Source organism: Actinomycetospora rhizophila (genome assembly GCF_042657905.1).
GTDB classification, from domain to species: Bacteria; Actinomycetota; Actinomycetes; order Mycobacteriales; family Pseudonocardiaceae; genus Actinomycetospora; species Actinomycetospora rhizophila.
In genome coordinates, this window is sequence record NZ_JBHSKG010000001.1 from 688,810 (window position 1) to 714,085 (window position 25,276).

Genomic DNA, 25,276 nt, shown 5'->3' on the forward strand with positions numbered 1-25,276 from the left:
CCCCACGGCGCGGACACGACGGCAACTACGTATTGGTCTGCGCCCGTGACGACGGTGGGTGTCGCACCGAGCACGACACGTCGTGCGCCACCCGCAGGCCGTCGACCTCCACCGCCGTGGCGTCGTAGACGAAGCGCTCGGGCGCACCGCGCAGGACCGGTTCGTGATCCCCGTACGCCGCCGCCAGCACCTCGCGCGCTCGGTCGAAGTCGCTCGTCGCGAACCGGCTGCGCAGCACCGGCGACGACATGCCAGCTCCAGGTCCACTCGCCGCCGCGAGACCCGACGACGGTAGCAGCGACGTCCCCAGGGCGAACCGTCTGACCGCTCAGCGAGGAGGTGGAGCGCGAGGGCGGTGTAACACCGGACGGTGGCGGTGTCGCTGTCGACGCATGAGCAGACGACGGCGGGAGTCGAGGTGGTGACCCGGGTGCTGCCGGATCGGCGGGGCGGCGAGCGGGACGCCACCCGTCGGGGCGCCTCGTCCACCGGCTCGACGGCCGCCCCACTCGGCGGCGCGGGGCCTCGCCGGGAGCTCACCGAGCTCCTCGACCGGTACGCCGACGCGTTCGCGCGGGCCGACCTCGCCGCCGTCGCCGCGTGCCACGTGACCCCGGTGCTCTTCGTGACCGAGTGGGACTCGACGGTCTTCAGCTCCGCCCGGGAGGTCGCCGAGGGTTTCCGCCGGGTCGTCGACGACCACCGCGCGCGCCGGTTCGTGACGCTGACCCACCGGATCGAGACGGTGTCGGCGGCGTCGAGGATCGTCGAGGTCGGGGTCCGGTGGACCTTCCACGACGGGCAGGGGCGTCCCCTGCGCCACGACCGGTACCGGTACGTGTTGCGGCGCGTGGACGACCGGGGTCTGTTGATCAATGCGGTCGTCGTCCTCGGCGGCTCGCCGGTGGCGGCGCCGTGAGCGGCGAGACACCGATCTACGACGCCACCTGCCGGGACGTCGGCGCACCGGACGATCCGGACAGGGGTGACGCCCGACCCGGGACCGAGCACACGGCACCGCCCGATCCCTCGTCACCCGGCCCCGCCGAGGACCCCGTGACCTCCGACCTCTCCATCCCCGACGACGCCGTCCCGCCACCGACGAGCCACGGTCGCTGATCCGCTCGTGGTCGCGGCACCTGGTCGGGGTGTAACGAGGCGCCCGTCGGAGTCGCTGCCTCTGCGTGGGGTCCGCGTGCGACCCGTCGGGGGGCGCGCGGGACACGGCGGCCGGAAGGGGTGTGCTGTGGCGGAGGGGCAGCACACCCGCGCCGCCCGGGTGCTGCTGTTCGGGCAGGAGCAGCAGCGCCCGGGGCGACGTGCGGACACGCGGTCGTGACCGGCTGGGCGCGCAGCCCGTCGGCGGGCCCGCGACGGGAGGACACCCGTCCGCTCGAGGCCCAGCCCCTCGAGTCACGGCCCGTCGAGCCACCGCCCGCGCCGGCCGCCGCGGACCCCGACGACCTCGAGGACGCCCTGCGCCGGGCCTTGGGCGGTGACGCGGCGGGGTTCGTGACGCTCTACCGGGAGCTCGCGCCGCGGCTGTTCCGCTACGCGCGAGCGCTGGTCGGGCAGGACGCCGACGACGTCACCGGCGAGGCGTGGCTCCAGATCGCCCGCGACCTGCCGACGTTCTTCGGGGACCTCGACGGGTTCCGCGGATGGGCGACGAGCATCACCCGCCACCGGGCACTGGACCTGATCAAGGCGCGCGGCCGGCGACGTGCCGAGCCCGGCGGCCTGCACGTGATGCCGGAGCTGGCCGACCTCACGGGCGCGGGTGACACCGCCGAGGCGGCGATCGCGGCCCTGTCCACGGCTCAGGCGGTCGAGATCATCGGGTCGTTGCCGCAGGACCAGGCCGAGGCCGTGCTGCTGCGCGCGGTCGTCGGGCTCAGCGCCGAGGCCGCCGGCGACATCCTGGGCAAGCGCGCGGGGGCCGTGCGCGTGGCCGCCCACCGGGGGCTGAAGACCTTGGCGCGGCGCCTGGACCGGACACCGGGCGGCACGGAGGACGGACCATGACCATCGAAGGCCGTGACCCCTCCCCGCCGCGGGGGCGTCCGACGCGGGCGGAGTCCGAGGACCTCCTCGACGGCGCGGGCAGCGGTCCGCTGCACGAGCTCCTCGCGGCCGCGTCCGGGCCCGCCCACCGGGAGGAGATGGTCGGCGAGGGCGCCGCCGTGACGGCCTTCCTCGCCGGTCATCGCGCGGCCGTCCTGGAGGGGTCCGTGGGGCGGGCGTCGGCGCCCCCTCCCGCCCGACGCCGTCCGGGCCGGCGGCGCACGCCGACCGGGCTGGCCTCCGCCCTCGCCCTCGCTCTGGCCACCGCCGGGGTGTCCGCCGGGACGGCGGCGCTGGTGCTCGGGGACCAGCCCCCCGCCGCGCCGGCTCCCGCTCCGTCCGGGGCCACGGCCGGCACGGTCGGTGCGGGACCGCTGCCCGACGCGGTCCGGATCGCGGGCTGCGAGGCCTGGCGGGCCGACGGACCGGCGAGCTCGCGCGCGGCGGACCCCGCGTTCACCGACCTCGTGGCCGCGGCCGGCGGGGCGGAGAACGTCGACCGCTTCTGCGCGGGGACCGCGTCACCGGCCGACCGGCCGGCACCGACCGCGCCGGCCGGGCCACCCGTCGGGGCGTCGAGCACCCCGCCGGCGACGCCGGGCGCGTCCCGGTCCGACGGGGACACCGGATCCTCGCGGGGCCCCGCCGGCTCCGACGACGGCGCCGGTGTTGGCGACGACGGAGGCACCGGGAACGGCGGGACCGGGAACGGCGGGAACGGCGCCGATGGGCGTGCCGTCGGGCCCCCGGCCGCCCCTCCGGGCCAGGCCGAACGGAACGGTCCGGCGGCCGGGCGATCCGTCGGACCACCGGCCGTTCCGCCCGGACGGGCGCGGGCGCCGGAGAACGGCGACGCCCCGCCGGAACAGGGCTAGGGGTTCTGCTCGTTGTCGCCGCGCCCCCGCACGTAATGGCGCAGTCGGCGATATCCGAGCAATTCCCCGGTGTCGTCGACATCGAGCTCGTAGACGGCGATGACATCGGTCGTCGACGGGACGCGCCGGGTCTCGACGACGTCCATCGCCACCGTCCACCCGTCGCCCTCCCGACGGAGTCCGGACAGCGCCTCCCAGTTCCAGCCCAGCTCGGAGGCGAGCTCGCGGGCCGCGGTCAGGACACCGCGGGCACCGACGGTGTCCGCGGAGGCCCCGGACGACGCCCGTCGAGAGGATCCCGTCGGCCGGTCCGCGGTGCCCTTCGACGATCCGTCGCGCGTGGTCGCCGTCCGTCCCGCCCGTCGCGGACGGGACTCGCCCACTTCGCCGTTCCCGGTCATGCGCGATGGTTCCCGCCGGGTCGCCGGCGCGAACCGCCGATTCTCCGCATTGCTGCCGATGCTCGTCGGTGACGGCGTTCGCGGCGGGTGATACCCACCGATTCACCGGCGCGGTGGTCCGCTCGGAGCAGAATGTGCGCGGCGATCAGACCCATTTCGTGGAAGGCGTGGGGCGCGCCCCCGGATCGGGTACCGGAGGCGGGCCAGCCGCTGGTTGAGTTCGCAGCCCGGCACACACCGCGTGATCGTGTCGGGAGACCCCGTGACCCAGCTGTCCGTTCCCGCCCCCGAGGGCCCCGCGAGCTCCACGTCGACCCCGCCGGCGGCGACCGTCGACGTGCGTCCCGTCGACGCGGCCCACGGGGTCATCATCACGGTGTCGGGGCCGTTGACGCTCCACGGCGTCGATCTGGTGCGGGAGCGCCTCGGCGCCGAGCTCGAGCGCCGCCGTCACGTCATCGTGCTCGACCTCTCCGCCGTCCCGAGCTGCGACCCCGCCGGCACCGACGTCCTGACACGGGCGCGCGACCGCGCCCGGCGCGAGGGGCTCTCGCTGCACCTCGTGCACCTGGGTGCGCCCGCGGCGCGGGCCTGGTTGGCCGCCGCCGGCCTGGTCTGAGGCCGGTCCGGGTCAGGCGCTCCAGGCCCGGGCGCGCCAGAAGGCGACGAGCACGCGCGCGGCCCGGGCCGGGTCCTCGGCCATCCACCAGTGGCCCAGCCCGTCGAGCACCGCGACCTCGGCGCCCGCGCGCTCCACGGCGCGCCGGCGGAGCTCCTCGCTGCCGCCGAAGGGGTCCGCGGTGGCGACGATCCCGAGCCCCGGGCGGGACGCCAGGCCCGGCAACCCCTTGCCGAGCTGGGCCATCGCCGGCTGCGCGGCGGAGCGGTAGAGCGCGAGCACCGCCTGCTTCATCTCCGGCCCCTGCGCGCCCGCGATCTGCAGGGCCTCGGCGTGACCGACGCCGAACTCCTCCATCTGCGCGGCCCGCTGCTCGGGGGTGCCGCCGAGCATCTCGTCGAGGTTGGCCTCGCCGTCCCCGGGCGTCTGCCAGGTCCGGGCGAGGTCGTGCCACACGTAGTCCGGCTCGAACAGGCCCAGCGAGTCGCTCGCCCAGCTGCGCACCAGCTCGGGGCGCGCCATGACGGCCGTGGCCACGTGGCCGCCGCCCCAGTCGTGACCCAGGAGATCGACGGGCCGGTCGAGGCGCTCGAGCTCGCCGATCAGCCAGTCGCGATAGGCCGTCACCGTCGCGGGGAAGCCGGCCGGGAGCGGGACGCCGAAGCCGGGCGGGGAGAGCCGGACGACGTCGTCGACGCCCGCGCGGGACAGCTCGGCGACGAGCGGGTCCCACAGCGCCGCGCTCTCCGGGTTGCCGTGCACCAGTGCCACCGTCATGGGGCCGCATCCTGCACTCCCGGCCCGGCGGCGGCATGTCCGCGAAGCCTGCTCCGCCCGTCGGGATCACGGCTGCGGATCGGGACCCCGGCGCCTCCGCGTGGTCGCGGCTGCCGGACCGCGGGAGCCCGTCGGCGAGCACTGGAGGCAACAGCACCAGCATCCGGCCTTCACGTCGTGCCCCCGCTGCACCGCCTGGGCCCGCAGGTGGACCGCCTGCCGGATCTCCCATTCGACGGTCGGGAACCGCGGTCGGTCCACTGCTGTCCCCCTCGACGCCGCCGACGAGCACGACCGCGCCGATCCCCATCGGCGTCCCGTGCGCGTGGTCCCCCCACGGCCGCTCAGTCGCCGGGGACAAACTGTTCGTTACGTGTCTTCGTTCCGGGGAGCTGCGCCGGCCGCCACGATCGAGCGCGATCGTGACGCGTTCGAGCGGGAGAGGCCTCGCCGGCGGCGGGCGAGGCGCCGTCCGGCTCCCGAGCGTGTCCCGGCCTCCGCACGGCGACACCTGACCGAGGGTGAGATCGCCGGCGGCAGAGGCGGGCCCTTCTGACTGACCGTGACCATTCGTCACCGGGAAATCGCGCTCCGTGACCAATCTGTGATCGTGTCGTTGGGAACCGGGAGCCGGCCGCTGCTCCGTTCAGTGCGGCGGACGGCTCGCCAGGACGTGCTCGACGGCACCGCCGGACCAGGTCGAGCTGTTCCGCTCCCCGACAAGCTGTGCAAGGAGTCCATGTGATCAAGAAGCTGGGTGTCGTGACCGTCGGTGTGGCCGCCGGTCTGATGGCCGCCGCGCCGTTCGCGTCCGCCACCGAGGGCGGGCACGGGCACGACCACGAGGGCTCCGGCTCCTGCAACATCAACGGCGGCAACGCCGAGGCCAACGGCGGCATCGACGGCGACGCCGCCGTCGGCGCCCTCGCGCAGGCCCCGGTGGGCGCCAACGCGCTCAACATCGTCTGCAGCGACGTGCTCAACGACAACCTGAGCGGGAACACCCTCGACATCGGCATCGGCAACGCCCTGCCCGAGGTGCCCATCGAGCTCCCGGCCGCCCCCGAGGCCGCCGCCCCCGAGGCGGAGACCCCCGAGGCCGAGACCCCGGAGGCCGAGACCCCCGAGGCCGAGACTCCCGAGGCCGAGACCCCGGAGGCCGAGACCCCCGAGGCGGAGACGCCGGAGGTCCCGGAGGCCGAGACCCCGGTCGAGATCCCGGGCGCGGTCTGACCGATCTCCACCTCGAGGGCCCGGGTCGCGACAGCGGCCCGGGCCCTCGTCGTCCGCCCCAGGAGACGGTGACGGCGCGGGAGGCCCCCGGGTCCCGGTTCCGCGAGACCTCGAGATGGAGCACACTTGCTCCCCCGACCGGGGACGACACGCGGCGAGCGCAGGGGCTGGGTGACGATCGTGGACGAGCGCTCGGGGACGTCGGCGGCCGACGAGCCGAGCCGGGCCGCCCAGGAGCGCGCGGACGCCGCGGATGCCCGCGACCGTGCCGCCGACGAACGCGACGAGGCCGCCGACGCCCGTGACCGCGCCGCCGACGAGCGGGACGACGCCGCCGATCGGCGGCAGGTCCAGGCCGACCGGCGGGAGCGGCGCGCCGATACCCGCGAGCACTGGGCCGACCTGCGGGAGGCGTCGCTCGACGCCCTGGCGCGGGCGAGCGGGCAACCGGGCGGGGAGCAGTTCCGGCGGTCGGAGGAGGCGCTGAACCGCGCCGCGGAGACCGTGGCGCGGGCCCGGGAGCACCTCGAACGCTAGCGCGAAGCGTTGATCGGCGAGCACCAGCGGGCCGGTCGGGAGCAGGGCGAGATCGACCGGGAGACCCGCGCCTCGACCCGGGCCAGGGACCCGCGGGACACCGAGGGCCGCCGGTGAGCGCCGGCGCCCCGGTGACGACGGGTGGCGTCGAGGGGTGAACCACCCGGCGCCGGATCAGGCGGCCGTGCCCGGCGTGAGGAGGACCTCGGTCCAACCGTCGTCGCGGCGATCGAAGGCGCCGTAGGCGTCGGGCGCCTGGTCGAGCGGGAGCCGGTGCGACGAGCACGCCCGCACGTCGGCCGGGTTGTCCGGCCTCCACGCCCTGACCGATCGGCGACGGGGATGGTCAGGCCCGTCCCGGACCGGCATGCTGGAGCGTGCGGCTTCCAGCGGCCCGACGCCGGCCTCGCTCGCGGCTGCCCTGCCATCCCGGGTCGGCGCGCGCGTGATCGTGAGGCCCCATGTCCGCCATCGACGATCCGGCTCCCCGGAGCGCCGGTACCGATCGGCTGCGGGCGCGCACGCGCGCGATCGCGCTCCAGCTGGCCGACACCGCGGACGACGTCGCCGCGGTCTTCGAGCGACTGGCGCAGTGCCGCGCCGATCTCGCCCGGAACACCCCCGGCGACCGCACCGAGCTGGACGCGGGGGCACGCCGCGCGCGGGAGTTCGCGGAGTGGGAACGCCGGGAGGCGGCACGCCTGCGCGGGGACGTCCGGCCTGGTTGAGGCCCGAGGCCTGTCGGCGGACCGGAGTGCGGGCCTATGGTCTGGCGGTGGGGGTCGACCGGGAGCACGAGCTGGGGCTGTTGCGCGCCCGGCTGCGCGCCCGGATCGAGAGCTCGCGGAGCATGGTCGGCCGTGCGCGGACCCGGTCCGAGACCCAGGACCGGGACGCCACGGAGGCGCGCGCCCGGGCACGGGAGCACCTCGGGCGCATGATCACCGACTGGATCGCCGTCAACGGGCTCGCCACCGAGCCGGTGGAACGCGACTACGAGGACGTCCTGCACCTCGTCCTCGATGCGACGCGGGCCGTGTACCCGGGGTGTTCGTCGATCAGCGTGACGACCGTCGACCAGCTCGAGGGCGAGGTGGACCCCTACACCACCGTCCTCGGGACGGGCGTGTCGCCGGCCGTCGACGACCTGCAGTACCGCCTCCACGAGGGCCCGACCGTCGACGCCCTCGAGCTGGACATGGTCATCCCCGTCCGGGCCGACGACCTCGCCGGCCCCGAGGACGCGGAGCGCTGGCCTCGCCTGTGCCGGGCGATCGGCGACCTGGGCATCCGCTCCGCGCTCTCGATCGCCGTCCCCTGGAGCGCCTTGCGCAACGGCCTGCGGGCCGACCGGCGCGCCCTCGGCGCGATCAACCTCTACGCCCCGGAGCCGCACGCCTTCGCGGAGCCGGAGATGCGGGCGATGATGCTCGGCTCCTGGGCCGGCGCCGTCGTGACCGGTCACCGGCCCACCGAGGTGTTCCACGGCGACGCCTGACCCGCCGGCCCCCTACCGCGCCCCGTAGGCGTCCACGAAGGCCGGCACGGCGTCCGCCCCGCGCACGGCGTCGGGGCTGATCACCTCGTCGATCGCGCGCCCGCGCAGCACCTGCTTGACCGGGCGCTCCAGCTTCTTGCCGGTCAGCGTGCGCGGCACCGCCGGGACGGCGGCGACCAGGTCGGGCACGTGCCGCGGCGAGAGGTTGCGCCGCAGCCCGCCGGCGATCCGGGCGCGCAGGTCGTCGTCCAGCTCGGCGCCGGGCACCAGCTCGACGAACAGCAGCAGCTCGCCCGAGCCGCCCTCGTCGTCCTCGAGGTGCACGACCAGCGAGTCGGCCACCTCGGGCATGTCCTCGACGACGTCGTAGAACTCGGCGGTGCCCAGCCGCACGCCGCCGCGGTTCAGCGTCGCGTCGGAGCGCCCGGTGATCACGCAGCTGCCGCGGTCGGTGAACCGCACCCAGTCCCCGTGCCGCCACACGCCCGGGAAGGTGTCGAAGTAGGCCTCGCGGTAGCGCTCGCCGTCCGGGTCGTTCCAGAACCCGACGGGCATCGACGGCATCGGCGCCCGCACCACGAGCTCGCCGAGCTGCTCGACCACCGGGTGGCCGTCCTCGTCGAACGCGGCGACGTCGTGCCCGAGCCCGGCGCCGGACATCTCGCCGCGCCACACCGGCTGCCAGGTCCCGCCGCCGACGAAGCCGCTGCACACGTCCGTCCCGCCGCTGAACGGGTTGAGGATGACGTCGGGCCCGAGGTGCTCGTAGACGTAGTCGAAGGCCTCCGGCGGCAGCGGCGCCCCCGTGGTGCCGAGCTGGCGCAGCTCGGGCCACCGGGCCGGGACGACGCCCTCCTTGCGGCAGGCCGTGAGGTACCCCGGGCTGGCGCCCAGCAGCGCGACCCCGGTCTCGGCCGCGAGCCGCCACTGCGCCTCGAGGTCGGGCCACAGCGGGTTCCCGTCGAGCAGCACGACGGCGCCGCGGTGCAGCAGCACCGAGATCGTGATGTTCCACATCGCCCAGGCCGTGGTGGTGAACCACAGCGTCCGGTCGCCGGGACGGATGTCGAAGTGCAGGCCGAACAGCCGCAGGTGCTCGAGCAGGATGCCGCCGTGCCCGTGCACGATCGCCTTCGGCAGCCCCGTGGTGCCCGAGGAGAACAGCACGTAGAGGGGGTGGTCGAACGGGAGGTCGGCGAACGCGAGGGGCCCGGACTCGATGAGCAGCTCGTCCCACGTCATCGCGTCCGGCACGGGGTGCGGCCCGTAGTCCAGCCCGACGACGTGCCGCACGGTCGGCAGGCCCGCGCGGATCGTCGCCAGCTCGTCGCGCTGGTCGATCTCCTTGTCCCCGTACCGGTAGGACGCGACCGCGAGCAGCACCGTCGGGGCGAGCTGGCCGAGCCGGTCGACGACGCTGCGGGCGCCGAACTCCGGCGCGCAGGCCGCCCAGATCGCCCCGAGGCTCGCCGCGGCCAGGAACACGACGATCGTCTCGGGGACGTGCGGCAGGTACCCGACGACCCGGTCGCCCTCCTGCACGCCGAGTCGCTGCAGGCCGGCGCGGGCCCGGGCGACCTGGTCGCGCAGCTCGCCGAACGTGAGCTCCTGCGGCCCCCGGGTCTGCGAGCGCGCGATGATCGCCGTGCGGTCGGTGTCCTCGTCGGTGCCGAGCATGTGCGCGGCGTAGTTCAGCCGGGCGCCCGGGAACCACTCCGCCCCGGGCATCGCCGACGACCCGAGCGCCCGCTCATAGGTCCCCGGGACGCCGTAGTGCTCCCAGATCGAGCCCCAGAACGCCTCCGGCTCGGCCACCGACCAGCGCCACAGCTCCCCGTAGTCCTCGAACTCCAGCCCGCGGGTGGACGAGAGGTACTCGACGTAGGCGCCGAGCCCGGTGCCCTCCAGCGGGCCGGGGGGACGGAGCAGCGTCGGTCCGTCGGGAGCGTTCATGGTCTGCAGATGGTGCCGGTTCGCCGCCCACCGGCCTAGGCCAGCGGGACCGCCGGGTCGGCGTGGCGGGCGCGGTCGAAGCCCTCCTCGTGCCGGACCAGGCGGGCGATCGGGTCGGTGACGTCCCAGATGTTGACGTTCATGCCGGCGAGCACCCGCCCGCGCGCGAGCCAGAACGCCACGAACTCGCGCGAGCCGAGCTCGCCCCGCACCACGACCTCGTCGTACTCGCCGGGGGCGACGTAGCCGGTGTACTCCATCCCGAGGTCGTACTGGTCGGTGAAGAAGTACGGCAGGTGGTCGTAGGGGGTCTCGTCGCCGAGCATGGCGCGGGCCGCGGCGGGCCCGCCGTTCAGTGCGTTGTCCCAGTGCTCCACGCGCAGGTGCCGGTCGAAGGCGGGGTACCAGAGCCGGGCGACGTCGCCGGCCGCGTGCACGTCGGGGTCGGACGTGCGGTGGCGGGCGTCGACCACGACGCCGTCCGCGACCTCGAGCCCGGCCGCCTCGGCCAGGTCGGTGTTCGGGGTGATCCCGACGCCGACCACCACCGCGTCGGCGTCGATCTCGGTGTCGTCGCCCAGCCGGACGCCGGTGGCTCGCCCGTCGCGTCCGCGGATCTCGGCGAGGTCGGTGTCGAGCCGCAGGTCGACCCCGTGCTCGCGGTGCAGGGTCGCGAACACCTCGGCGATCTCGGGACCGAGGACGCGCAGCAGCGGCAGCGGTGCGGACTCGATGACGGTGACCGCGACGCCGGCGATCCGCGCCGCGGCGGTGACCTCGAGGCCGATCCAGCCGGCGCCGATCACGACGATCCGCGACGACGAGCGGATCGCGGCGGCGATGCGGTCGCTGTCGCCGAGGGTGCGCAGGTGGTGGACGCCGTCGAGGTCGACGCCGCCGACGGGGAGCCGTCGCGGGGACGACCCGGTGGCGAGCAGCAGCTTGCGGTAGCCGACGCGCTCGCCGTCGGCGAGGACGACCTCGTGGGCGTCGCGGTCGACGGCATGGGCGCGCACCCCGGTGCGCAGCTCGATGCCGTGCTCGGCGTACCAGTCGGCGGGGTGCAGGTACACGCCGTCGCGGCCGGTGCTGCCCTGCAGGTAGTCCTTCGACAGCGGCGGGCGGTCGTAGGGCCGCTCCTGCTCGTCGCCGATCAGCACGACCCGGCCCGCGCCGCCCTCCCGCAGGGCCTCCGCGGCCTTCGCCCCGGCCAGGCCCGCGCCCACGACCACGTGGGTCCCGCCGTCCGCCCCGTCTCCTGCCCCGTCTCCCGCCATGGCCCGATGGTCGACCTCAGGGGCCGTCGCGACAATCCTGCGGATGCCCGCGGCAGCCGGGGGAGGAGAGAGGCGGTCCCGCCGGCTCACGAGGTCGAACCGGCGGAACCTGAGTCGACCATCGCCCGCGGGCAGCCTGTCGACCTGGCATCGGCCATACCCGGCCGGACGACCGCGCCTAACGTCCGCTGCCGACGTCCGGGCCACCGTGCGCGGCCCTGCGCGACGCGGTCTGCGCCTCGCCGACGAGCCAGGTGGCGACGTCCACCAGCTTCATGGTCGTGTGCTGCGCGACTCGACGAGCATCGCGAACGCCTGGTCCGGGCCGACGCCGAAGCGCTCGACGAGGGAGACACCGGCCTGCTCGACGTGCGGGATCGTGTGGATCGCGCCCCGGACGATCAGCCCGAGGGTGTGCTCGACGTCCGCCGCCCCCGCGCGCAGCGGTCAGCGGTCGGCCGCGGGCATCGCCAGCACCTGCGTGGCGACCCGCCCGACGAGGCCGTGCGCGCCGTAACCGAAGTCGGCGCTGGTCCGCAGCTCGCGCGCGAGCAGCTCGCCGAGGGCGCCGGGGAAGACGCGGCGCGCGTGCAGCGCGGCCGCCCGGTACCGGGACCGCTCGGGGCCCGACAGCCCCGCCGCGTTCCCCCGGACGTCCGCGGGCTCCGGGCCGGCGTCGCGCGGTGGGCACCCGAGCACGAGGGTCGTCGCCCAGACCGGCGGGCTCACCGGTCGCCCCCGTCGGGGACCTCCGCGAGCACCTCGGCCGCCAGCCGGTCGACGAGCCCGTCCCCGGCGATCCGGAAGCCGAAGTCGGCGAAGGCCCGCAGCTCGCGGGCCACGAGCTCCCCGAGCGGGCCGGGGTGGACGCGTAGCGCCCGCTCGGCCGCGGCGGCGTACTTCGTGCGGTCGACCGGCCCCGTCTCGACGATCATGATGTCCCCCCGTCCTCACTCCGAAGGGTCCGCCGGGTGCGGCCGAACGGGCATCGGGGGAATCCCCACGGTGTCGCCGAGAGTGACGGGATCGACCCGAACGGACCAGCAAGGAGCCGGATCCGCGGTGTCGACGAGGGCGACCGTGGCTCTGGGTGGGTGACCCCCGTGACCCGTCAGCAGGCGCTGCCGAGCTGCCAGTCGGCGCGGTCGGAGACGTCGGGACCGTCGGGCTCGGAGCGCCAGGCGAGGTCGAGGCCGGCGACGCCCTGCTCGGCGACCACGCGGCGGAAGTCGGCGTAGCTGCGCCGGCCCGGCGAGGCGACGGCCTCGGAGGCGTCGAGCACCCGCACGAGCAGCCAGAGCGCGACGAAGCGCAGCTCCCACGCCACGGCGAGTCCCGCGACCACCGCGCCCAGCACGACGAGCACCGTCACCACTGCCCCCTCACGATCTTGTGATGATCGCTGCATCGGTGGCACGACGGAGATCGTTACGGCCATCGTCGCTGGTCATCGCCCGGGCGGGTGACACCGCCCGCCGCCGAGCGGCGGTCCCGCGCGCCCGGTCCGTCGGCACGGGGCCGTCGGCCGTCGCCTGAGACCGCCGTTACGCCGTCCGGAGGACGCGAACCGCCCGTCCGGGGCGTCGGCCGACCGTTCGTCGTGCCCGGACCGGGCGGTCGTCGGACGGGGAGCCGGGGGTTCTCAGCTCCGGGGGTGCGCGCGCGGGAGCCCCCTAGCGTCGCGTCGTCGATCCACGGTGCTGATCCACGGTGGGCGTCCCAGGAGCGGAGGTACGGCGTGGCGACCGACGTCGCGGAGAGTGCGGGACCGGCGGGGACGATCGAGGACCCCCGGGCCACCACCGAGCTGGCCGTCACCGGGATGACGTGCGGGACGTGCGCGGCGCGCATCCAGCGCAAGCTCGGTCGCCTGCCCGGCGTCGAGGCGAGCGTCAACTACGCGAGCGGCCGCGCCCGGGTCACCCACCCCCCGGAGCAGGACACGGCGGAGCTCGTCGCCGCGGTCACCGGGCTCGGCTTCGGCGCCGAGCCCGTGGCGCCGCGGATCCCCTCGCCCCGGACGGCCCCCGAGCAGGCTCCGCCGTCGACGGCCACGGCCCCGGCGCCGGACGCGCCCGACCCCGAGCTCGCCGAGCTGCGCCACCGCGCGCTGGTGTGCCTCGCCCTGACCGTCCCGGTGATCGCGGTCGCGATGAACCCCGACTGGCAGTTCCGCTACTGGCAGTGGTTCTCGCTCGTGCTCACCGCGCCCGTCGTGATCTGGGGCGGCTGGCGGTTCCACCGGGCGGCGGCACGGCACCTGCGGCACCTCTCGGCGACGATGGACACGCTGGTGTCGGTGGGCACGCTCGCCGCGTTCGGCTGGTCGGTGTGGGCGCTGTTCAAGGGCGGGGCGGGCCTCGGCGGCATGCGCCACGCCCTCTACCTCCTGCCGCGGCCCGACCAGTTCGACGGCTCCCGCACGATCTACCTCGAGGCCGCGGCCGCGATCACGACCGCGGCCCTGCTCGGCCGCTGGATCGAGCGCCGCGGACGCCGGCGCGCGCTCGGGGTGTCGGCGGCGCTGATGGCGCCCCCCGCCGCGCAGGCCCGGGTGGTCGTCGGCGACCGCGAGCTGCCGGTCCCGGTGGAGGGCGTGCAGCCCGGCGACCGGGTCGCCGTCGCCGCCGGCGAGCCGTTCCCGCTCGACGGCCGGATCGTCGAGGGCCGCTCCACGGTCGACGCCGGCGCGATGACCGGCGAGTCCGCGCCCGTCGACGTCGAGCCGGGCGCCGAGGTGCTGGCCGGGACCCGCAACGAGACCGCCCGCGTCGTCGTCGAGACCACGCGCGCCGCCGGCGACACGCAGTGGGCACGGATGGCGCGCCGCGTGCAGGACGCGCAGGCCGGCAAGACCGCGATCCAGCGCCTCGCCGACCGCATCTCGGCGTGGTTCGTGCCGGTCGTGATGCTGGTGGCGGTCAACACACTACTGTTCTGGGGCGTCTCGGGCGCCGGCTGGGGCTTCGCGATCGCCGCCGGGATGGCCGTCCTCGTCGTCGCCTGCCCGTGCGCGCTCGGCCTCGCCACGCCCACCGCGCTCGCCGTCGCGACGGGCCGCGGGGCGCAGCTGGGCATCCTGCTGCGCGGGCCCGAGGTGCTCGAGTCGAGCCGCCGGGTCGACACGATCGTCCTCGACAAGACCGGCACCGTGACCACGGGCCGCATGACGCTGCGCGCGGTGCACACGACGCGCGACACCGACCGCGCCGAGGTGCTCGCCCGCGTCGGCGCGCTCGAGGCGGAGCTCGAGCACCCGGTGGCGAGGGCGATCGCCGCCGCGGCCCGCGAGGAGCTGCCCGGCGGCATCGGCGAGGCCACCGACGTGCACGCCCTCGACGGCCTCGGCGTCGCGGGCACGGTGGACGGGGTCGCCGTGCTCGCCGGGCGCCGGCGGCTGGTCGACGAGCGCGGGGTCGCCGTCCCCGCCGAGCTCGCGCACGCGCTGGAGCAGGCGGCCGCGCACGGCGCCACGACCGTGCTCGCGGCCTGGGACGACGGCACGGGCGTGCTGCGCGCCCACGCCGTGCTCGAGGTCGCCGACGGGGTCCGCGAGGGCTCCGCCGAGGCCGTCGCGGAGATGCGCTCGCGGGGCCTGCGCCCGGTGCTGCTCACCGGCGACAACCCCGCCGCCGCGCGGGCCGTCGCCGACGAGGTGGGCATCGCGCCGGAGGACGTCGTCGCCGAGGTGCTGCCGACCGAGAAGGCCGACGAGGTGCGCCGGCTCCAGGAGCAGGGCGCGGTCGTCGCCATGGTCGGTGACGGCGTCAACGACGCGGCCGCGCTGGCCCAGGCCGACCTCGGCGTCGCGATGGGCACGGGGACGGCAATGGCCATCGAGGCCGGCGACGTCACCCTCGTCCGGGACGACCTGCGCGCGGTGCCCGACGCCCTGCGCCTGGCCCGCCGCACGCTGGGCACGATCCGCGGCAACCTGTTCTGGGCGTTCGCCTACAACGTCGCCGCGCTCCCGCTCGCCGTCGCCGGGCTGCTCAACCCGATGATCGCCGGCGTGACCATGGCGCTGTCGAGCGTCTTCGTCGTCGGCAACAGCCTGCGCCTGCGGCGCTTTCGTCCCTGAGCGTTTCCCGGCGCCCGGGATCGGCAAGGCCCCGGGACGTGTCGGAGGACCCTGAGGAACTGGCGACGTCGGTGTCGAACGCGGCGTCGCGCGACGGGCGTCGGGTGGCGATCGTCGAGTCGCTCACGGGCGGGCTGGTGTGCAGCGATCTGGCGGCGTCGCCGGGCTCGAGCGAGTGGTTCCGCGGCGGCGTCGTCGCCTACGACCGCACCACCAAGCACGGCGCCCTCGGCGTGCCCGACGGACCCGTCGTGTCGGAGCCCGCGGTGCGGACGATGGCCGAGAAGGCCGCGGACCTGCTCGGCGCGGACCTCACGCTCGCGGTCAGCGGCGCCGGCGGCCCGGAGCCGCAGGACGACCAGCCGCCGGGCACCGTCTGGTTCGCGATCACCGACAAGGGCGAGACCGAGGCGTGGATCGAGCAGTTCGAGACCGACGACCCCGGCGACGTCCTCAAGAACACGCGGATCCGTTCGTTGCAGGCGCTGCTCGACCACCTGGGTGAGTAGCGGACCATGGAGGGCGTGGTGGACCACGTCGTCTGGGACTGGAACGGCACGTTGCTCGCCGACGTGCACGCCGTCGTCGACGCCTCCGCGGCCGGGCTGGCGGCGGTGGGCGTCACCGGGGGCCTCGACCTCGCGCGCTACCGCTCGACCTTCCGGCGCCCGCTGCGCGACTTCTACGCCGCGCTGGTGGGGCGCGAGGTCGCCGAGCACGAGTGGGCGCGGATGAACGCGGCGTTCGGCGAGCACTACCGGGGTCTCGAGCCGGAGCTGCCGCTCGCCGGCGGGGCCCTGGACGCCCTGGAGCGCTTCGCCGACGCCGGGCTCGGCCAGTCGGTGGTGAGCATGCTCGGGCACGACGAGCTGCACGCGACCCTGGGCCGGCGCGGGCTGCACGACCGGTTCCTGCGGGTCGACGGCGACCACCACCGCGACGGCCGGAGCAAGGAGGCCGCGCTCGCGACGCACCTCGACGTGCTGGGGCTCGACCCGGCGCGCGTGGTGCTGGTCGGCGACACCCTCGACGACGCCGCCGCGACGGCCGCGGTCGGCAGCGCCTGCATCCTGGTGGCCGAGCACTCCACCCACCACGCGGAGGACCTGCGCACCGTCGCTCCGGCGGTACCGACCCTGCCCGAGGCGGTCGAGCACGTGCTCGCGCTGCGCCGATCCGCGACCCCGTCGTCGTAACCTCTCCCCGTGGCCCTGCCGTCCGAACCGTCCCCGGTGCCCGCCTACGACCGCGTCGTGCTGGTCTACAACCCGCAGAGCAGCGGTGACGGCGAGCAGCGCGCCGAGCAGGCCCGGGCGACGCTCGCCGAGCAGGCCCCGCAGCTCACGGTGGCGCTGAAGGCCACCGAGTACGCCGGGCACGCGCGGGTCATCGCCGAGGAGGAGGCGCGCGCCGGGCGGGTGCTCGTCGTGTCGGTCAGCGGCGACGGCGGCTACAACGAGGTCGTGCAGGGCGTCATGGCCGCGGGCGACGGCACGCGGTCGGGCGCCGTGGCCGCGGTGCTGCCCGCGGGCAACGCCAACGACCACCGGCGCGCCACCCGCGAGCGCCCGCTGGTCGACGCCATCGCCGCGGCGCGGGTGAGCCGCATCGACCTGCTGCGCGTCGAGATCGCCGGCGAGGGCGGGCCGCGCTGGGCGCACTCGTACCTGGGGCTCGGCATCACGCCCACCGTGGCGCTGGAGCTGGAGCGCGGCGGCAAGGGCTCGCTCCGCGAGATCGTCACCACGATCCGCGCGTTCTCGGGGTTCCACCCCTTCGAGATCGACGTCGACGGCGAGGGCCGCAAGCGCTTCGACAGCCTCGTGCTGGCCAACACCACCGAGATGGCGAAGTACGTGACGCTGTCCGACGGCGACCCCGCCGACGGGCTCTTCGAGGTCGTCACGCTGCCGCACCGCTCGAAGCTGCGGCTGCTCGCCTACGCGATCCGCGCGGCGGTGAAGGGCCTGGGGCCGCAGCCGCGCACGTCACGCTTCTCGTTCACCACGCTCTCGCCGATCCCGGTGCAGCTCGACGGCGAGGTCCTCGACCTGCCCGCCCACCGCGGGGTGGCCGTCCGGATCGCCCCGCAGGCGCTGGCGACGGTCGTGTGACCGGGCCGCTGGAGGAGGCCCGCGCCGACGCCGTCGCCCGGGTCGCGTCGCTGGAGGCGCAGCTGGCGGGCATCGTCGAGACGGCGTCGGCGAGCTCCGGCGACGACGAGCACGACCCCGAGGGCCAGACGATCGCCTACGACCGCGCCCAGGTCGCCGCGCTGCTCGCCGCGGCGCGCCACGACCTCGCCGAGGTCGCCGCCGCGCGGGCGCGCGTGGACGCCGGGACCTACGGGGTGTGCGAGCGCTGCGGGCGCCCGATCGCCCCCGAACGCCTCGAGGCCCGCCCGGCCGCCCGCACCTGCGTCACCTGCCCCGATCGTCGTACGTGAGCGAAATTCGGGGCTATAGCCCCGAATTTCGCTCACATGGCTAGGGGCGGCGGAAGGGGACGGAGGGGTCGCGGACGGGGCGGGGGCCGCCGGCGGCGGCGAAGCGCTCGCGGGCCGCGCGGGCGCGCTCGCCGTCCTCGCGCAGCCCGGGGTCCATCGCGTCGCGCACGGGCCCGAGCAGCACCTTGCGGTCCACGTCGACCACGCTCGTCAGGCGCAGGTGGGCGCGCATCCAGTCGCCCAGCCGGTCCTCGTCGGCGCGGGTGAGAACGACGTCGGCGGCCCAGGTCGGGGCCAGCGCGAGCTCCTCGAGCAGCAGGCCCGCCAGCGCGCGGCGCAGGGGCGAGACCCCGGTGCGGTAGAGGTCCTGGCGCGTCACGCGGTTGCGCAGCATCGTCGCGTCGCCGACGTCGAGCAGCACGAACCCCGCGTCCGTCGGGTGGGCGGGCCCGTCGACGGGCACCTCGGTGCCCCACCAGGCCACGAGGCCGGCGTCGCGCCCGAGCGCGGCCACCGCCTCGTCGAGCGGCCGGAGCGGCGCCGAGAGCGCGGCCACCACCGCGGGGATGTTCACGCCCGCAGTGTCCGCGCCGAGCCCAGCGGGCGCAGCGACCCCGCCAGCACGAACGCCGCGATCCCGGCGAGCGGCACGAGCGCGAGCCCGGCGCCCACCGACACGCCGTCCGCGACCGCCCCGATGATCGGCGGGAACGCGAGGAACCCGAGCCGCGCGAGCCACCCGACCACCGCGATCCCGTCGCCGGGCCGCACGCCCCGGATCCGGCCGGCCGCGGCGAAGCCGAGCGGGAAGATCGTCGACACCCCGAGGCCGGTCAGCGCGTAGCCCACGACCGCCGCGACCGGGTGGGCGATCAGCAGGGCGCCGCCCATCGCCAGGGTCGCCAGCGCCGCTCCCGAGCGGGCGACCACGACGGCGCCGAAGCGGTCGACGGCGCGGTCGCCGACGAGGCGCCCGATCGTCATGGCCGCCTGGAACGCCACGAACGGCAGGCCCGCGACGAACGCGCCGCCACCGAGGTCGTCGCGCACGTAGATGGCGCCCCAGGACGCCGCCGAGTCCTCGATCCCGCCCGAGGCCACGAGCAGCGCCGACAGCGCGAGCAGCGGCCCCGCGGCGACCACGACCGCACGCCACGGTCCCTGCCGGGCGCCCTCGCCGTCGTCCCCGTGGTCGGCCTCCGGCTCCGGCCCGGGCAGGCACCAGCGCCACGCCAGCACCGAGACCACGACGAGGACGGCCGCGACGATCCCGAGGTGCACGAGCAGCGGCAGCCCGAACCCGGCGGCCGCGGCGCCGAGCAGCCCGGCCCCGACCGCGGCCATGCTCCACACCGCGTGCAGCCCGTTGACGATCGAGCGCCCGTACCCGGTCTGCACGCGCAGCCCGTGGGCGTTCATGGCCGCGTCGGCCCACGCGTCGGTGAGCCCCAGGACGAACAGCGCGGCGGCCAGCGCGTACCAGGACGGGGCGAGGGCCACCACCGGCAGCAGGACCGCCCCGGCCAGCCCCACGCCGGCGCCGGCGCGCCCGCTGCCGACGCGCGCGATCAGCGGGCCGGCGAGCACGCCGAAGATCAGCGCGGCGGCGGGGAACGCCGCGATCGCCGTGCCGAGCGCGGCGTTCGACAGCCCCAGCTCGTCGCGCAGGGTCGGGAGCCGCGGAACGATGCTGTTGTAGGTCGCGCCGTTGACGACGAACATCCCGACGACCGCGACGCGGGCACGCCGGAGGGCGGGCTCGGGTCGGGTCACGGGCGCCACGTCGCCGATCGGCGGGCCACCTCGTGGGTCTGGTCGACGGCCAGGTCGGACAGCGGCGTGCCGAACGCGCTCACCAGCCGCGGCAGCTGGCCGAGCCGGGTGACCGCCACGCCGCGCGGGCGCCCGGAGCCCGAGAGGATCGCGCCGACGACGGCCACCACGGGGTGCACGGCCGGCGGATCCAGGGTCTCCGTCGCCCCGGCGGCCTGCGCCAGCGCGATCGACACCCGGTCGCCGACCTCGGTCCCGATGCGCCGCAGCCGGTCCAGGTCGATGGTCGAGCCGCCGACCTCGAGGACGTGGTCCTCCAGCGTGGCCCGCCCGCCGGGCACGTTGACGACCTCGATGACGAACAGGCCCGGCGGCCCGATGAGCAGGTGGTCGAGGACGACGTCACCCTCGACGAACGCCATCGGGACGCTGTGCAGGATGCGCCAGCGCGCCCCGCGCCCGCGGCGCAGCGTCGGCGGGCGGGTGAGCTTGGCGAGGGTCTCGGCGACCGCCGCCTGCCCGTCGGCGCGCAGCCGGTGGGGCCGGTCGGCGTCGGGGCCCTGCTCGGCGCGCGCGATCGCGGCCTCCTCGAGCAGGCCGTGCCCGGGCCGGCGCAGCGCGAGGTCCTCCCAGCCCGGGTCCCAGCCGCCGTCCGGAGGCGCGGCGCCCGCGCCGAGGGCGGGCGGCTCGGCGGCCTCGGCCGGGCTCGCCATCGGCGGCAGGCCGTTGCCCCACAGCCAGGCGTTGGCCTCGTGGGTGAACTGCTCCCGGTAGCCCGCGGGCACGTCGTGGGCGACGCGGGTGACGAGGTCGAGGTGCCCGAGCGGGAGCCCGTCGGAGGAGGACACGTAGAGCCGGTCGGAGCCGGGCCTGCGCTTGCGTCGTGCCGGCATCAGCCCGCCCGCTCCGCGCCGTCGAGCCACCGCGAGATCCGGTCGTGCTCGTGGCCGGTGAGGCCGCGGATGCCCGTGACGACCGCGCGCTCGATGCCGCCGCCGAGCAGCGGCACGGCCGCGGTGATGTCGAGGTCCACCGACAGCCTGCTGCCCGCGTCCTCGCCGACGACCCGCATCGTGCCCTCGGCGCTGATCGGCGTGCCGGGCACCGCGACCCGCGCCCGCCCGTCGCACCGCGTCGGGGTCAGCGTCCACTCCTCGGTGCGCTCGATGACGAGCACGCCCGAGAGCAGCCGCTCCACCACGGCCGGGACCTGGCCGGGCGGCACCGGCTGGCGCAGCACGACGCGGACGCGCTCCGGCGCCCCATCGGTCGGCCTCCGGCGGTCGAACGCGACCACGTCGATCCGGCCGGAGCCGTCGACGTCGAGCTTGACGCGGTGGAACTCGGGGTCGGCGAGCGCGGCGGCGAAGGCGGGGACGCCGTAGGGGTAGGCGCGGCTCAGCGCCAGCCGGGTGCTCACGTGTCCCGAGCGTAATGGCGCTCGCCGGTGCGCTCAGAACGCGTAGCGGATCGTGAGCCACGGCGCGTGCCGCGCCACCAGCTCGCGGAAGCGTGCGACCGCGCGGCGCTTGACGTCGACGCGGTAGCGGACCACGGCGCCCCCGTGCTGCGTGCGCTTCGCCTCCTGGGCCTCGGGGCGCCACAGCACGTCCTCGGCCTGCGGGTGCCAGCCGAGGTTCACCTCGTGCAGCCCCTCGTGGTGGGTCAGCAGGACGACCTCGCAGGCGGCCTGCGCCTTCGCGCGCGCCGAGAGCCGCTCGCCGAGCTCGTCGAGCAGCAGCGCCCACTCCGACTGCCAGCGCTCGCGCAGCACCACCGGCGAGAAGTTCAGGTGCACCTCGTAGCCCGCGGCGACGAAGTCGTCGACGGCGTCGATGCGCTCGTCGATCGTGCTCGTGCGGATGTCGAGCAGCTTGGCGTCGCGGCGCGGCATGAGCGAGAACCGCACGCGGGTGCCGCCGCGCGGGTCGAGCGCGAGCAGGTCGCGGTTGACGTGCTTCGTCGCGAACGACGCCTTCGCCCCGTCGAGGCGGGCGAACTGGGCGACGAGGTCGGCGACGTTGTCGCTGACCCGCGCGTCGACCGAGCAGTCGGAGTTCTCGCCGAGGTCGTAGACCCAGTCCCTCGCGTCGCACTGGTTCGGCTCCGGCTTCGGCCCCTGCTTCGCGACGTGCCGGGCGATCGACCGCTGGATACCGTCGATGTTGGTGAACACGGTGATCGGGTTGGCGTAGCCCTTCCGGCGCGGCACGTAGCAGTACGCGCAGGCCATGGCGCACCCGTTGGCGGTCGAGGGCGCGATGAAGTCCGCGGAGCGCCCGTTGGGCCGGACGGTCAGCGACTTCTTCTCGCCGAGCACGAGGTGCTCCGCCTTGACCCGCACCCAGCGGGCGACGTTCGCCTCGTCGCCGTGCAGGTCGGGGATCGCCCAGTGCGAGTCGATCTCGACGACCTCGGCGTCGGGGAAGCGCGCGAGCACCTCCTGCCCGCGCACCGAGGCCAGCGACGCGGGCTCGGCGTGGATGGTGGCCACGTCGAGCAGCGGCCGGGCGGTGGTCACGGCTCCAGGGTGCCGATCAGTGCCCGGGCCGTGCCACCGGCCCGGAAGACCTCTGCGGGCCGCCCGCCGCCCTCCCGGCGCGCCAGCTCAGCGAGCACCGGCGCGACGTGCTCCGGCCCGCCGAACTGGAAGCCGACCTGGGTGGCGTAGGCGCGCGCCGCGTCGCCCTTGGCGTCGAGCTCGCCGGTGACGTCGACGGCGATTCCGGTGCCGGTGACCTCGGGCGCGCCGGTCGCGTCGGGGTGGCGCACGGCGTACGGGGTGTCGCGCCAGAACGCCGTGCGGTCGGGGTCGGCGAGCCCGGCGACGACGGCGGTGACGACCTGGTGGTCGACGTGGTCGCCGACGGCCTGCGGGGCGAGGACGAGGTCGGCGCCGGCCACCCGCGTCCGGATCGCGTCGCCCACGGCGCCGGCCACGTCGTCGTCGGCGCGGCGTCCGGCGAACAGCGCGGCGGGGGAGTCGTAGCCGCGGTGCGGTGCCTCGAGCAGCCCGAGGTGCTCGCCGCGCACGCCGAGCCGGGCGAGCGCGGCGTCGTCCTCGGCGCGGCGCAGGGCCATGTAGTCGACGTCGGGCGCGAGGCCCTTGTCGGTCTGGCAGGCGAGCGCGAAGCCCGTCGGCGCTGCCACCGAGCCGGTGAACACGGTGGCGACCACGACGTCGTGCCCGGCCGCGGCCAGGCGCGCGAGCGTCCCGCCGGCCGAGAACACGGCGTCGTCGAGGTGCGGGCTGACCGCGACGACCCTCACGATCGCCCCGAGCGTGTGGCGCTACGGACATCCAGTGTCTGCGGTGGCCCACCGCTGACACGCCTCACAGCAGATGCGGCGCCGCGCGGAAGCGGCAGTCGGGGTCGACGGCGACGTCGGGGATCGCCGGCACGGGCACGTCGCGCACGGCGTCGTAGACGTCGGTCAGGCGGTGCGCGATCACCGGCCACGACCAGCGCGCGCGGACCTCGTCGAGGGCGCGGGTGGCCAGCCCCGTGCGCAGGCCGGGGTCGTCGAGCACCCGGGCGATGCCGTCGGCGAGCGCGGCCGGGTCCTTCGGCGGCACGAGCAGGCCGTTGTCGCCGTCGCGCACGCAGTCGCGGACGCCGACGACGTCGGTGGACACGACCGGCAGGCCGCTGGCCATCGCCTCGAGCACCGTGTTCGAGAAGCCCTCGGCGTAGGTCGGGCTGACGAAGACGTCGCCGCGCCGGTAGACCTCGTGCGCGTCCTCGTAGGCCGTGTAGCCGAGCTGGGTGACGTGCTCGTCGAGCCCGAGCTCGGTGACCCGCTCGGCCACCGTGGCGGTGTCGGGCCCGATCCCGGACACGACGAGCTGCAGGCGCCGCCCGCGGGCGAGAAGGTCGGCGACGGCGTCGAGCAGGTCGAGCACGCCCTTCCTGGCGTCGACGCGACCGTGATAGAGCAGCACGGGCGGGTCGGACAGGGCACCGGGCTCGCGCCGCGGGGTGAACCGCTCGGTGTCGGTCGCGCCGGAGACGATCGTCCAGCGGCCGGGGTCGACGCCGTGGCGCTGCGAGACCTCGGCGGCGAACGACGACGACCCGATCACGAGCGCCGGCGCGTGGGCGAACACGGCGCGCACGAGCGTCTCGTGGGTGGCGCAGCACGTGCCCACCCAGTGCCCGTCGCCGCCCTGGACGCTGACCACCGCGGGCAGCCCGAGGTCGTGCGCAGCGCGCAGCACCGCGAGCCCGTTGGGGTAGGCGTACTGGGCGTGGAGCAGGTCGAACGGGGCGCGCGCGTGCTCGGCGGCGATCGTGTCGCGCATCGTCGCGACGTCGGCCTCGAAGTCCGCGGGGCGCCCCTCCACGACCTCCTGCTCGCCGTGCGCCTCGAGCGCCACGACGTGCACGCCCGCGGGCACCCGCTCGGGCGGCGGCGGGCCGCCGCCGTAGACCCCGCGCCCCACCGGGTCGCCGCGGTACTGCGAGACCAGCGTGACGTCGTGGCCCTCGCGCACCAGGTGGCGCAGCAGGTTCTCGGCGTAGGCGCTCATGCCGGACACCGCCGGCCAGTAGCGGCGGGAGACGAAGCAGATCCTCACGCCGGCACCTCCATCTTCCGGATCGTCTCCAGGGCCGACGGGACCAGCACGTCCGCGCGGTGGGAGTCGCGGGAGAGCTCGAACGACACGAGCCCCGGGTGGCGGACCTCCTGCAGCGCGCCGATCACCGCGGGCAGGTCCATGTCGCCCTCACCCGGCGCGCGGTGCTCGTGCACCCCGCGCGGCATGTCCTCGACGGCGACGGCGCCCAGCAGGGGCGCGAACTCCCGCACGGCCTGCTCGGGGACGAAGCGGCCCGTGACGATGCAGTGCCCGGTGTCCAGCGCGAGGGTGATCTCGGGGACGTCGAGGGCGAGGCGCATCCAGTCGTCACAGTCCTCGACGAGCATCCCCGGCTCGGGCTCCACGGCGCAGACGACGTCGCGCCCGCGGGCGTGGGCGACGACCTCGCGCACCCCGTCGGCGAGCCACCGCCACGCCTCGTCGCGGTCCTGGTCGGGAGCGGGCACGCCGGCCCAGAACGAGACGGCCTCGCTGCCGAGGTCGGCGGCGACGTCGACGCACGTGCGCAGGAAGGCCACGCGCCGCCGGCGGCCGTCGGCGTCCGGCGTGACCAGCGTCGGCTGGTGCTTGCGGCGCGGGTCGAGCAGGAACCGCGCGCCGGTCTCGACGACGCTGCCCAGCCCCAGCCCGCGCAGCCGGTCGGCAAGGGCCGCGGTGCGCCGGCCCAGCTCGGGCGCGAACGGGTCGTGGTGGGCGACGTCGAGGGTCAGCGCCACCCCGTCGTAGCCGCTGTCGGCGAGCAGCGTCAGCGCGTCGTCGAGGCGGTGCGAGGTGAGGCCGTTGGTGTTGTAGGCGTAGCGCAGCCGGGGGTGCTGCGCGTCGTGCGCGGGCGTGAGCATCCCGGCGGAGGTACCACCGAGGCAGGCGCGGGAACCCGTCGCTCCCGGTCACGGGCGTCGGACGCCGAACGAACCGGTCGTGGACACCCGACCGCTCGTCCCGCCGTTCGTCGGCGACGGCGCCAAGATCGCCGCAGGTGAGCGGTCGGCATGCTGCGGCCTGCGGTGGGTGCAGTATCTGCACGCCGAAACGGTGATGTTGACCACAGGGGTCGCCGACGCGTTCAGTGACCTTCGCACGACGGCGAGCGAGGGGCCGATCGGAGCAGGACGAACCACCGACCGCGGAGGGAGGGCACC

29 protein-coding genes are annotated in these 25,276 nt (G+C 75.9%); 13 read left to right on the plus strand and 16 right to left on the minus strand.

Going from position 1 to position 25,276, the window contains the following annotated elements; all coding sequences use genetic code 11:
* Window positions 1-25: 25 nt before the first annotated feature.
* Complete coding sequence (locus ACFPK1_RS03320; RefSeq protein WP_378019449.1) at window positions 26-250, minus strand: hypothetical protein; 225 nt, start codon at window positions 248-250, stop codon at window positions 26-28.
* 171 nt (window positions 251-421) lie between these two features.
* On the opposite strand from ACFPK1_RS03320, the gene ACFPK1_RS03325 reads away from it, so the two are divergent.
* From ACFPK1_RS03325 to ACFPK1_RS03335, 3 genes are all read left to right on the plus strand, one after another.
* On the plus strand, window positions 422-919 hold the full coding sequence (locus ACFPK1_RS03325; protein WP_378019450.1) for a nuclear transport factor 2 family protein: 498 nt from the start codon (window positions 422-424) through the stop codon (window positions 917-919).
* Between the two features lie 416 nt (window positions 920-1,335).
* On the plus strand, window positions 1,336-2,025 hold the full coding sequence (locus ACFPK1_RS03330; protein ID WP_378019451.1) for an RNA polymerase sigma factor: 690 nt from the start codon (window positions 1,336-1,338) through the stop codon (window positions 2,023-2,025).
* Window positions 2,022-2,939, plus strand: a complete 918-nt coding sequence (locus tag ACFPK1_RS03335) for a hypothetical protein (RefSeq protein ID WP_378019452.1) — start codon at window positions 2,022-2,024, stop codon at window positions 2,937-2,939. The genes ACFPK1_RS03330 and ACFPK1_RS03335 overlap by 4 nt, the downstream gene beginning before the upstream one ends.
* Here ACFPK1_RS03335 and gvpO read toward each other — a convergent pair.
* The gene (gene gvpO, locus ACFPK1_RS03340; RefSeq protein ID WP_378019453.1) at window positions 2,936-3,340 is read right to left on the minus strand and encodes a gas vesicle protein GvpO; all 405 of its coding nucleotides are present in this window, start codon (window positions 3,338-3,340) and stop codon (window positions 2,936-2,938) included. The genes ACFPK1_RS03335 and gvpO overlap by 4 nt on opposite strands.
* Window positions 3,341-3,602: 262 nt before the next feature.
* Between gvpO and ACFPK1_RS03345 the strand changes: the two genes are divergently transcribed.
* On the plus strand, window positions 3,603-3,959 hold the full coding sequence (locus ACFPK1_RS03345) for an STAS domain-containing protein (RefSeq protein WP_378019454.1): 357 nt from the start codon (window positions 3,603-3,605) through the stop codon (window positions 3,957-3,959).
* Window positions 3,960-3,971: 12 nt separating this feature from the next.
* Here the strand turns inward: ACFPK1_RS03345 and ACFPK1_RS03350 are convergent, their stop codons facing one another.
* Complete coding sequence (locus ACFPK1_RS03350) at window positions 3,972-4,736, minus strand: alpha/beta fold hydrolase (protein ID WP_378019455.1); 765 nt, start codon at window positions 4,734-4,736, stop codon at window positions 3,972-3,974.
* Window positions 4,737-5,477: 741 nt separating this feature from the next.
* Here ACFPK1_RS03350 and ACFPK1_RS03355 point away from each other — a divergent pair.
* The 4 genes from ACFPK1_RS03355 (at window position 5,478) to ACFPK1_RS03370 (ending at window position 8,004) form a co-directional block, all read left to right on the plus strand.
* Window positions 5,478-5,969 (plus strand): hypothetical protein, encoded by a 492-nt coding sequence (locus tag ACFPK1_RS03355; protein ID WP_378019456.1) that lies wholly within the window; start codon window positions 5,478-5,480, stop codon window positions 5,967-5,969.
* A gap of 171 nt (window positions 5,970-6,140) precedes the next feature.
* The gene (locus ACFPK1_RS03360) at window positions 6,141-6,506 is read left to right on the plus strand and encodes a hypothetical protein (RefSeq protein WP_378019457.1); all 366 of its coding nucleotides are present in this window, start codon (window positions 6,141-6,143) and stop codon (window positions 6,504-6,506) included.
* Window positions 6,507-6,967: 461 nt separating this feature from the next.
* Window positions 6,968-7,234 carry a hypothetical protein gene (locus tag ACFPK1_RS03365; protein ID WP_378019458.1) on the plus strand — a complete coding sequence of 89 codons (267 nt, stop codon included), beginning with the start codon at window positions 6,968-6,970 and terminating at the stop codon, window positions 7,232-7,234.
* 47 nt (window positions 7,235-7,281) lie between these two features.
* The gene (locus ACFPK1_RS03370; RefSeq protein ID WP_378019459.1) at window positions 7,282-8,004 is read left to right on the plus strand and encodes a GAF domain-containing protein; all 723 of its coding nucleotides are present in this window, start codon (window positions 7,282-7,284) and stop codon (window positions 8,002-8,004) included.
* 12 nt (window positions 8,005-8,016) lie between these two features.
* Here the strand turns inward: ACFPK1_RS03370 and ACFPK1_RS03375 are convergent, their stop codons facing one another.
* The 5 genes from ACFPK1_RS03375 to ACFPK1_RS03395 all read right to left on the minus strand — a co-directional run bounded on the left by ACFPK1_RS03375 (window position 8,017) and on the right by ACFPK1_RS03395 (window position 12,606).
* Window positions 8,017-9,957, minus strand: a complete 1,941-nt coding sequence (locus ACFPK1_RS03375; RefSeq protein WP_378019460.1) for an acetoacetate--CoA ligase — start codon at window positions 9,955-9,957, stop codon at window positions 8,017-8,019.
* 35 nt (window positions 9,958-9,992) lie between these two features.
* Complete coding sequence (locus tag ACFPK1_RS03380) at window positions 9,993-11,234, minus strand: NAD(P)/FAD-dependent oxidoreductase (protein ID WP_378019461.1); 1,242 nt, start codon at window positions 11,232-11,234, stop codon at window positions 9,993-9,995.
* Between the two features lie 447 nt (window positions 11,235-11,681).
* Window positions 11,682-11,963 (minus strand): hypothetical protein, encoded by a 282-nt coding sequence (locus ACFPK1_RS03385; RefSeq protein WP_378019462.1) that lies wholly within the window; start codon window positions 11,961-11,963, stop codon window positions 11,682-11,684.
* Window positions 11,960-12,169, minus strand: a complete 210-nt coding sequence (locus ACFPK1_RS03390) for a hypothetical protein (RefSeq protein WP_378019463.1) — start codon at window positions 12,167-12,169, stop codon at window positions 11,960-11,962. The genes ACFPK1_RS03385 and ACFPK1_RS03390 overlap by 4 nt, the downstream gene beginning before the upstream one ends.
* Window positions 12,170-12,345: 176 nt before the next feature.
* Window positions 12,346-12,606, minus strand: a complete 261-nt coding sequence (locus tag ACFPK1_RS03395) for a hypothetical protein (protein ID WP_378019464.1) — start codon at window positions 12,604-12,606, stop codon at window positions 12,346-12,348.
* Window positions 12,607-12,972: 366 nt separating this feature from the next.
* On the opposite strand from ACFPK1_RS03395, the gene ACFPK1_RS03400 reads away from it, so the two are divergent.
* The 5 genes from ACFPK1_RS03400 to ACFPK1_RS03420 are packed head-to-tail and all read left to right on the plus strand — an operon-like array spanning window position 12,973 to window position 17,761.
* Window positions 12,973-15,315, plus strand: a complete 2,343-nt coding sequence (locus ACFPK1_RS03400; RefSeq protein WP_378019465.1) for a heavy metal translocating P-type ATPase — start codon at window positions 12,973-12,975, stop codon at window positions 15,313-15,315.
* A 38-nt stretch (window positions 15,316-15,353) separates the two neighbouring features.
* Window positions 15,354-15,824 carry a CinA family protein gene (locus ACFPK1_RS03405; protein WP_378019466.1) on the plus strand — a complete coding sequence of 157 codons (471 nt, stop codon included), beginning with the start codon at window positions 15,354-15,356 and terminating at the stop codon, window positions 15,822-15,824.
* A gap of 6 nt (window positions 15,825-15,830) precedes the next feature.
* Entirely contained in the window at window positions 15,831-16,511 is a 681-nt protein-coding gene (locus tag ACFPK1_RS03410; RefSeq protein ID WP_378019467.1) for an HAD family hydrolase, read from the plus strand.
* A 9-nt stretch (window positions 16,512-16,520) separates the two neighbouring features.
* Window positions 16,521-17,429, plus strand: a complete 909-nt coding sequence (locus tag ACFPK1_RS03415; protein WP_378019468.1) for a diacylglycerol/lipid kinase family protein — start codon at window positions 16,521-16,523, stop codon at window positions 17,427-17,429.
* Window positions 17,426-17,761 carry a TraR/DksA C4-type zinc finger protein gene (locus ACFPK1_RS03420; protein WP_378019469.1) on the plus strand — a complete coding sequence of 112 codons (336 nt, stop codon included), beginning with the start codon at window positions 17,426-17,428 and terminating at the stop codon, window positions 17,759-17,761. Before ACFPK1_RS03415 ends, ACFPK1_RS03420 begins: the two co-directional genes overlap by 4 nt.
* Before the next feature lie 40 nt (window positions 17,762-17,801).
* Here the strand turns inward: ACFPK1_RS03420 and ACFPK1_RS03425 are convergent, their stop codons facing one another.
* The 8 genes from ACFPK1_RS03425 to ACFPK1_RS03460 all read right to left on the minus strand — a co-directional run bounded on the left by ACFPK1_RS03425 (window position 17,802) and on the right by ACFPK1_RS03460 (window position 24,976).
* Complete coding sequence (locus tag ACFPK1_RS03425; RefSeq protein ID WP_378019470.1) at window positions 17,802-18,335, minus strand: hypothetical protein; 534 nt, start codon at window positions 18,333-18,335, stop codon at window positions 17,802-17,804.
* Window positions 18,332-19,534 carry an MFS transporter gene (locus tag ACFPK1_RS03430; RefSeq protein ID WP_378019471.1) on the minus strand — a complete coding sequence of 401 codons (1,203 nt, stop codon included), beginning with the start codon at window positions 19,532-19,534 and terminating at the stop codon, window positions 18,332-18,334. Before ACFPK1_RS03430 ends, ACFPK1_RS03425 begins: the two co-directional genes overlap by 4 nt.
* Window positions 19,531-20,427 carry a nuclease-related domain-containing protein gene (locus ACFPK1_RS03435; protein ID WP_378019472.1) on the minus strand — a complete coding sequence of 299 codons (897 nt, stop codon included), beginning with the start codon at window positions 20,425-20,427 and terminating at the stop codon, window positions 19,531-19,533. The genes ACFPK1_RS03430 and ACFPK1_RS03435 overlap by 4 nt, the downstream gene beginning before the upstream one ends.
* Complete coding sequence (locus ACFPK1_RS03440) at window positions 20,427-20,954, minus strand: DUF2505 domain-containing protein (protein WP_378019473.1); 528 nt, start codon at window positions 20,952-20,954, stop codon at window positions 20,427-20,429. The genes ACFPK1_RS03435 and ACFPK1_RS03440 overlap by 1 nt, the downstream gene beginning before the upstream one ends.
* 33 nt (window positions 20,955-20,987) lie before the next feature.
* Window positions 20,988-22,055: a spore photoproduct lyase family protein gene (locus tag ACFPK1_RS03445; protein ID WP_378019474.1), complete on the minus strand. Its 1,068-nt coding sequence runs from the start codon at window positions 22,053-22,055 to the stop codon at window positions 20,988-20,990.
* Window positions 22,052-22,804: a PIG-L deacetylase family protein gene (locus tag ACFPK1_RS03450; protein ID WP_378019475.1), complete on the minus strand. Its 753-nt coding sequence runs from the start codon at window positions 22,802-22,804 to the stop codon at window positions 22,052-22,054. The genes ACFPK1_RS03445 and ACFPK1_RS03450 overlap by 4 nt, the downstream gene beginning before the upstream one ends.
* Window positions 22,805-22,868: 64 nt before the next feature.
* Window positions 22,869-24,113: a glycosyltransferase family 4 protein gene (locus ACFPK1_RS03455; RefSeq protein ID WP_378019476.1), complete on the minus strand. Its 1,245-nt coding sequence runs from the start codon at window positions 24,111-24,113 to the stop codon at window positions 22,869-22,871.
* Window positions 24,110-24,976: a sugar phosphate isomerase/epimerase family protein gene (locus tag ACFPK1_RS03460; protein WP_378019477.1), complete on the minus strand. Its 867-nt coding sequence runs from the start codon at window positions 24,974-24,976 to the stop codon at window positions 24,110-24,112. The genes ACFPK1_RS03455 and ACFPK1_RS03460 overlap by 4 nt, the downstream gene beginning before the upstream one ends.
* Between the last annotated feature and the right edge of the window lie 300 nt (window positions 24,977-25,276).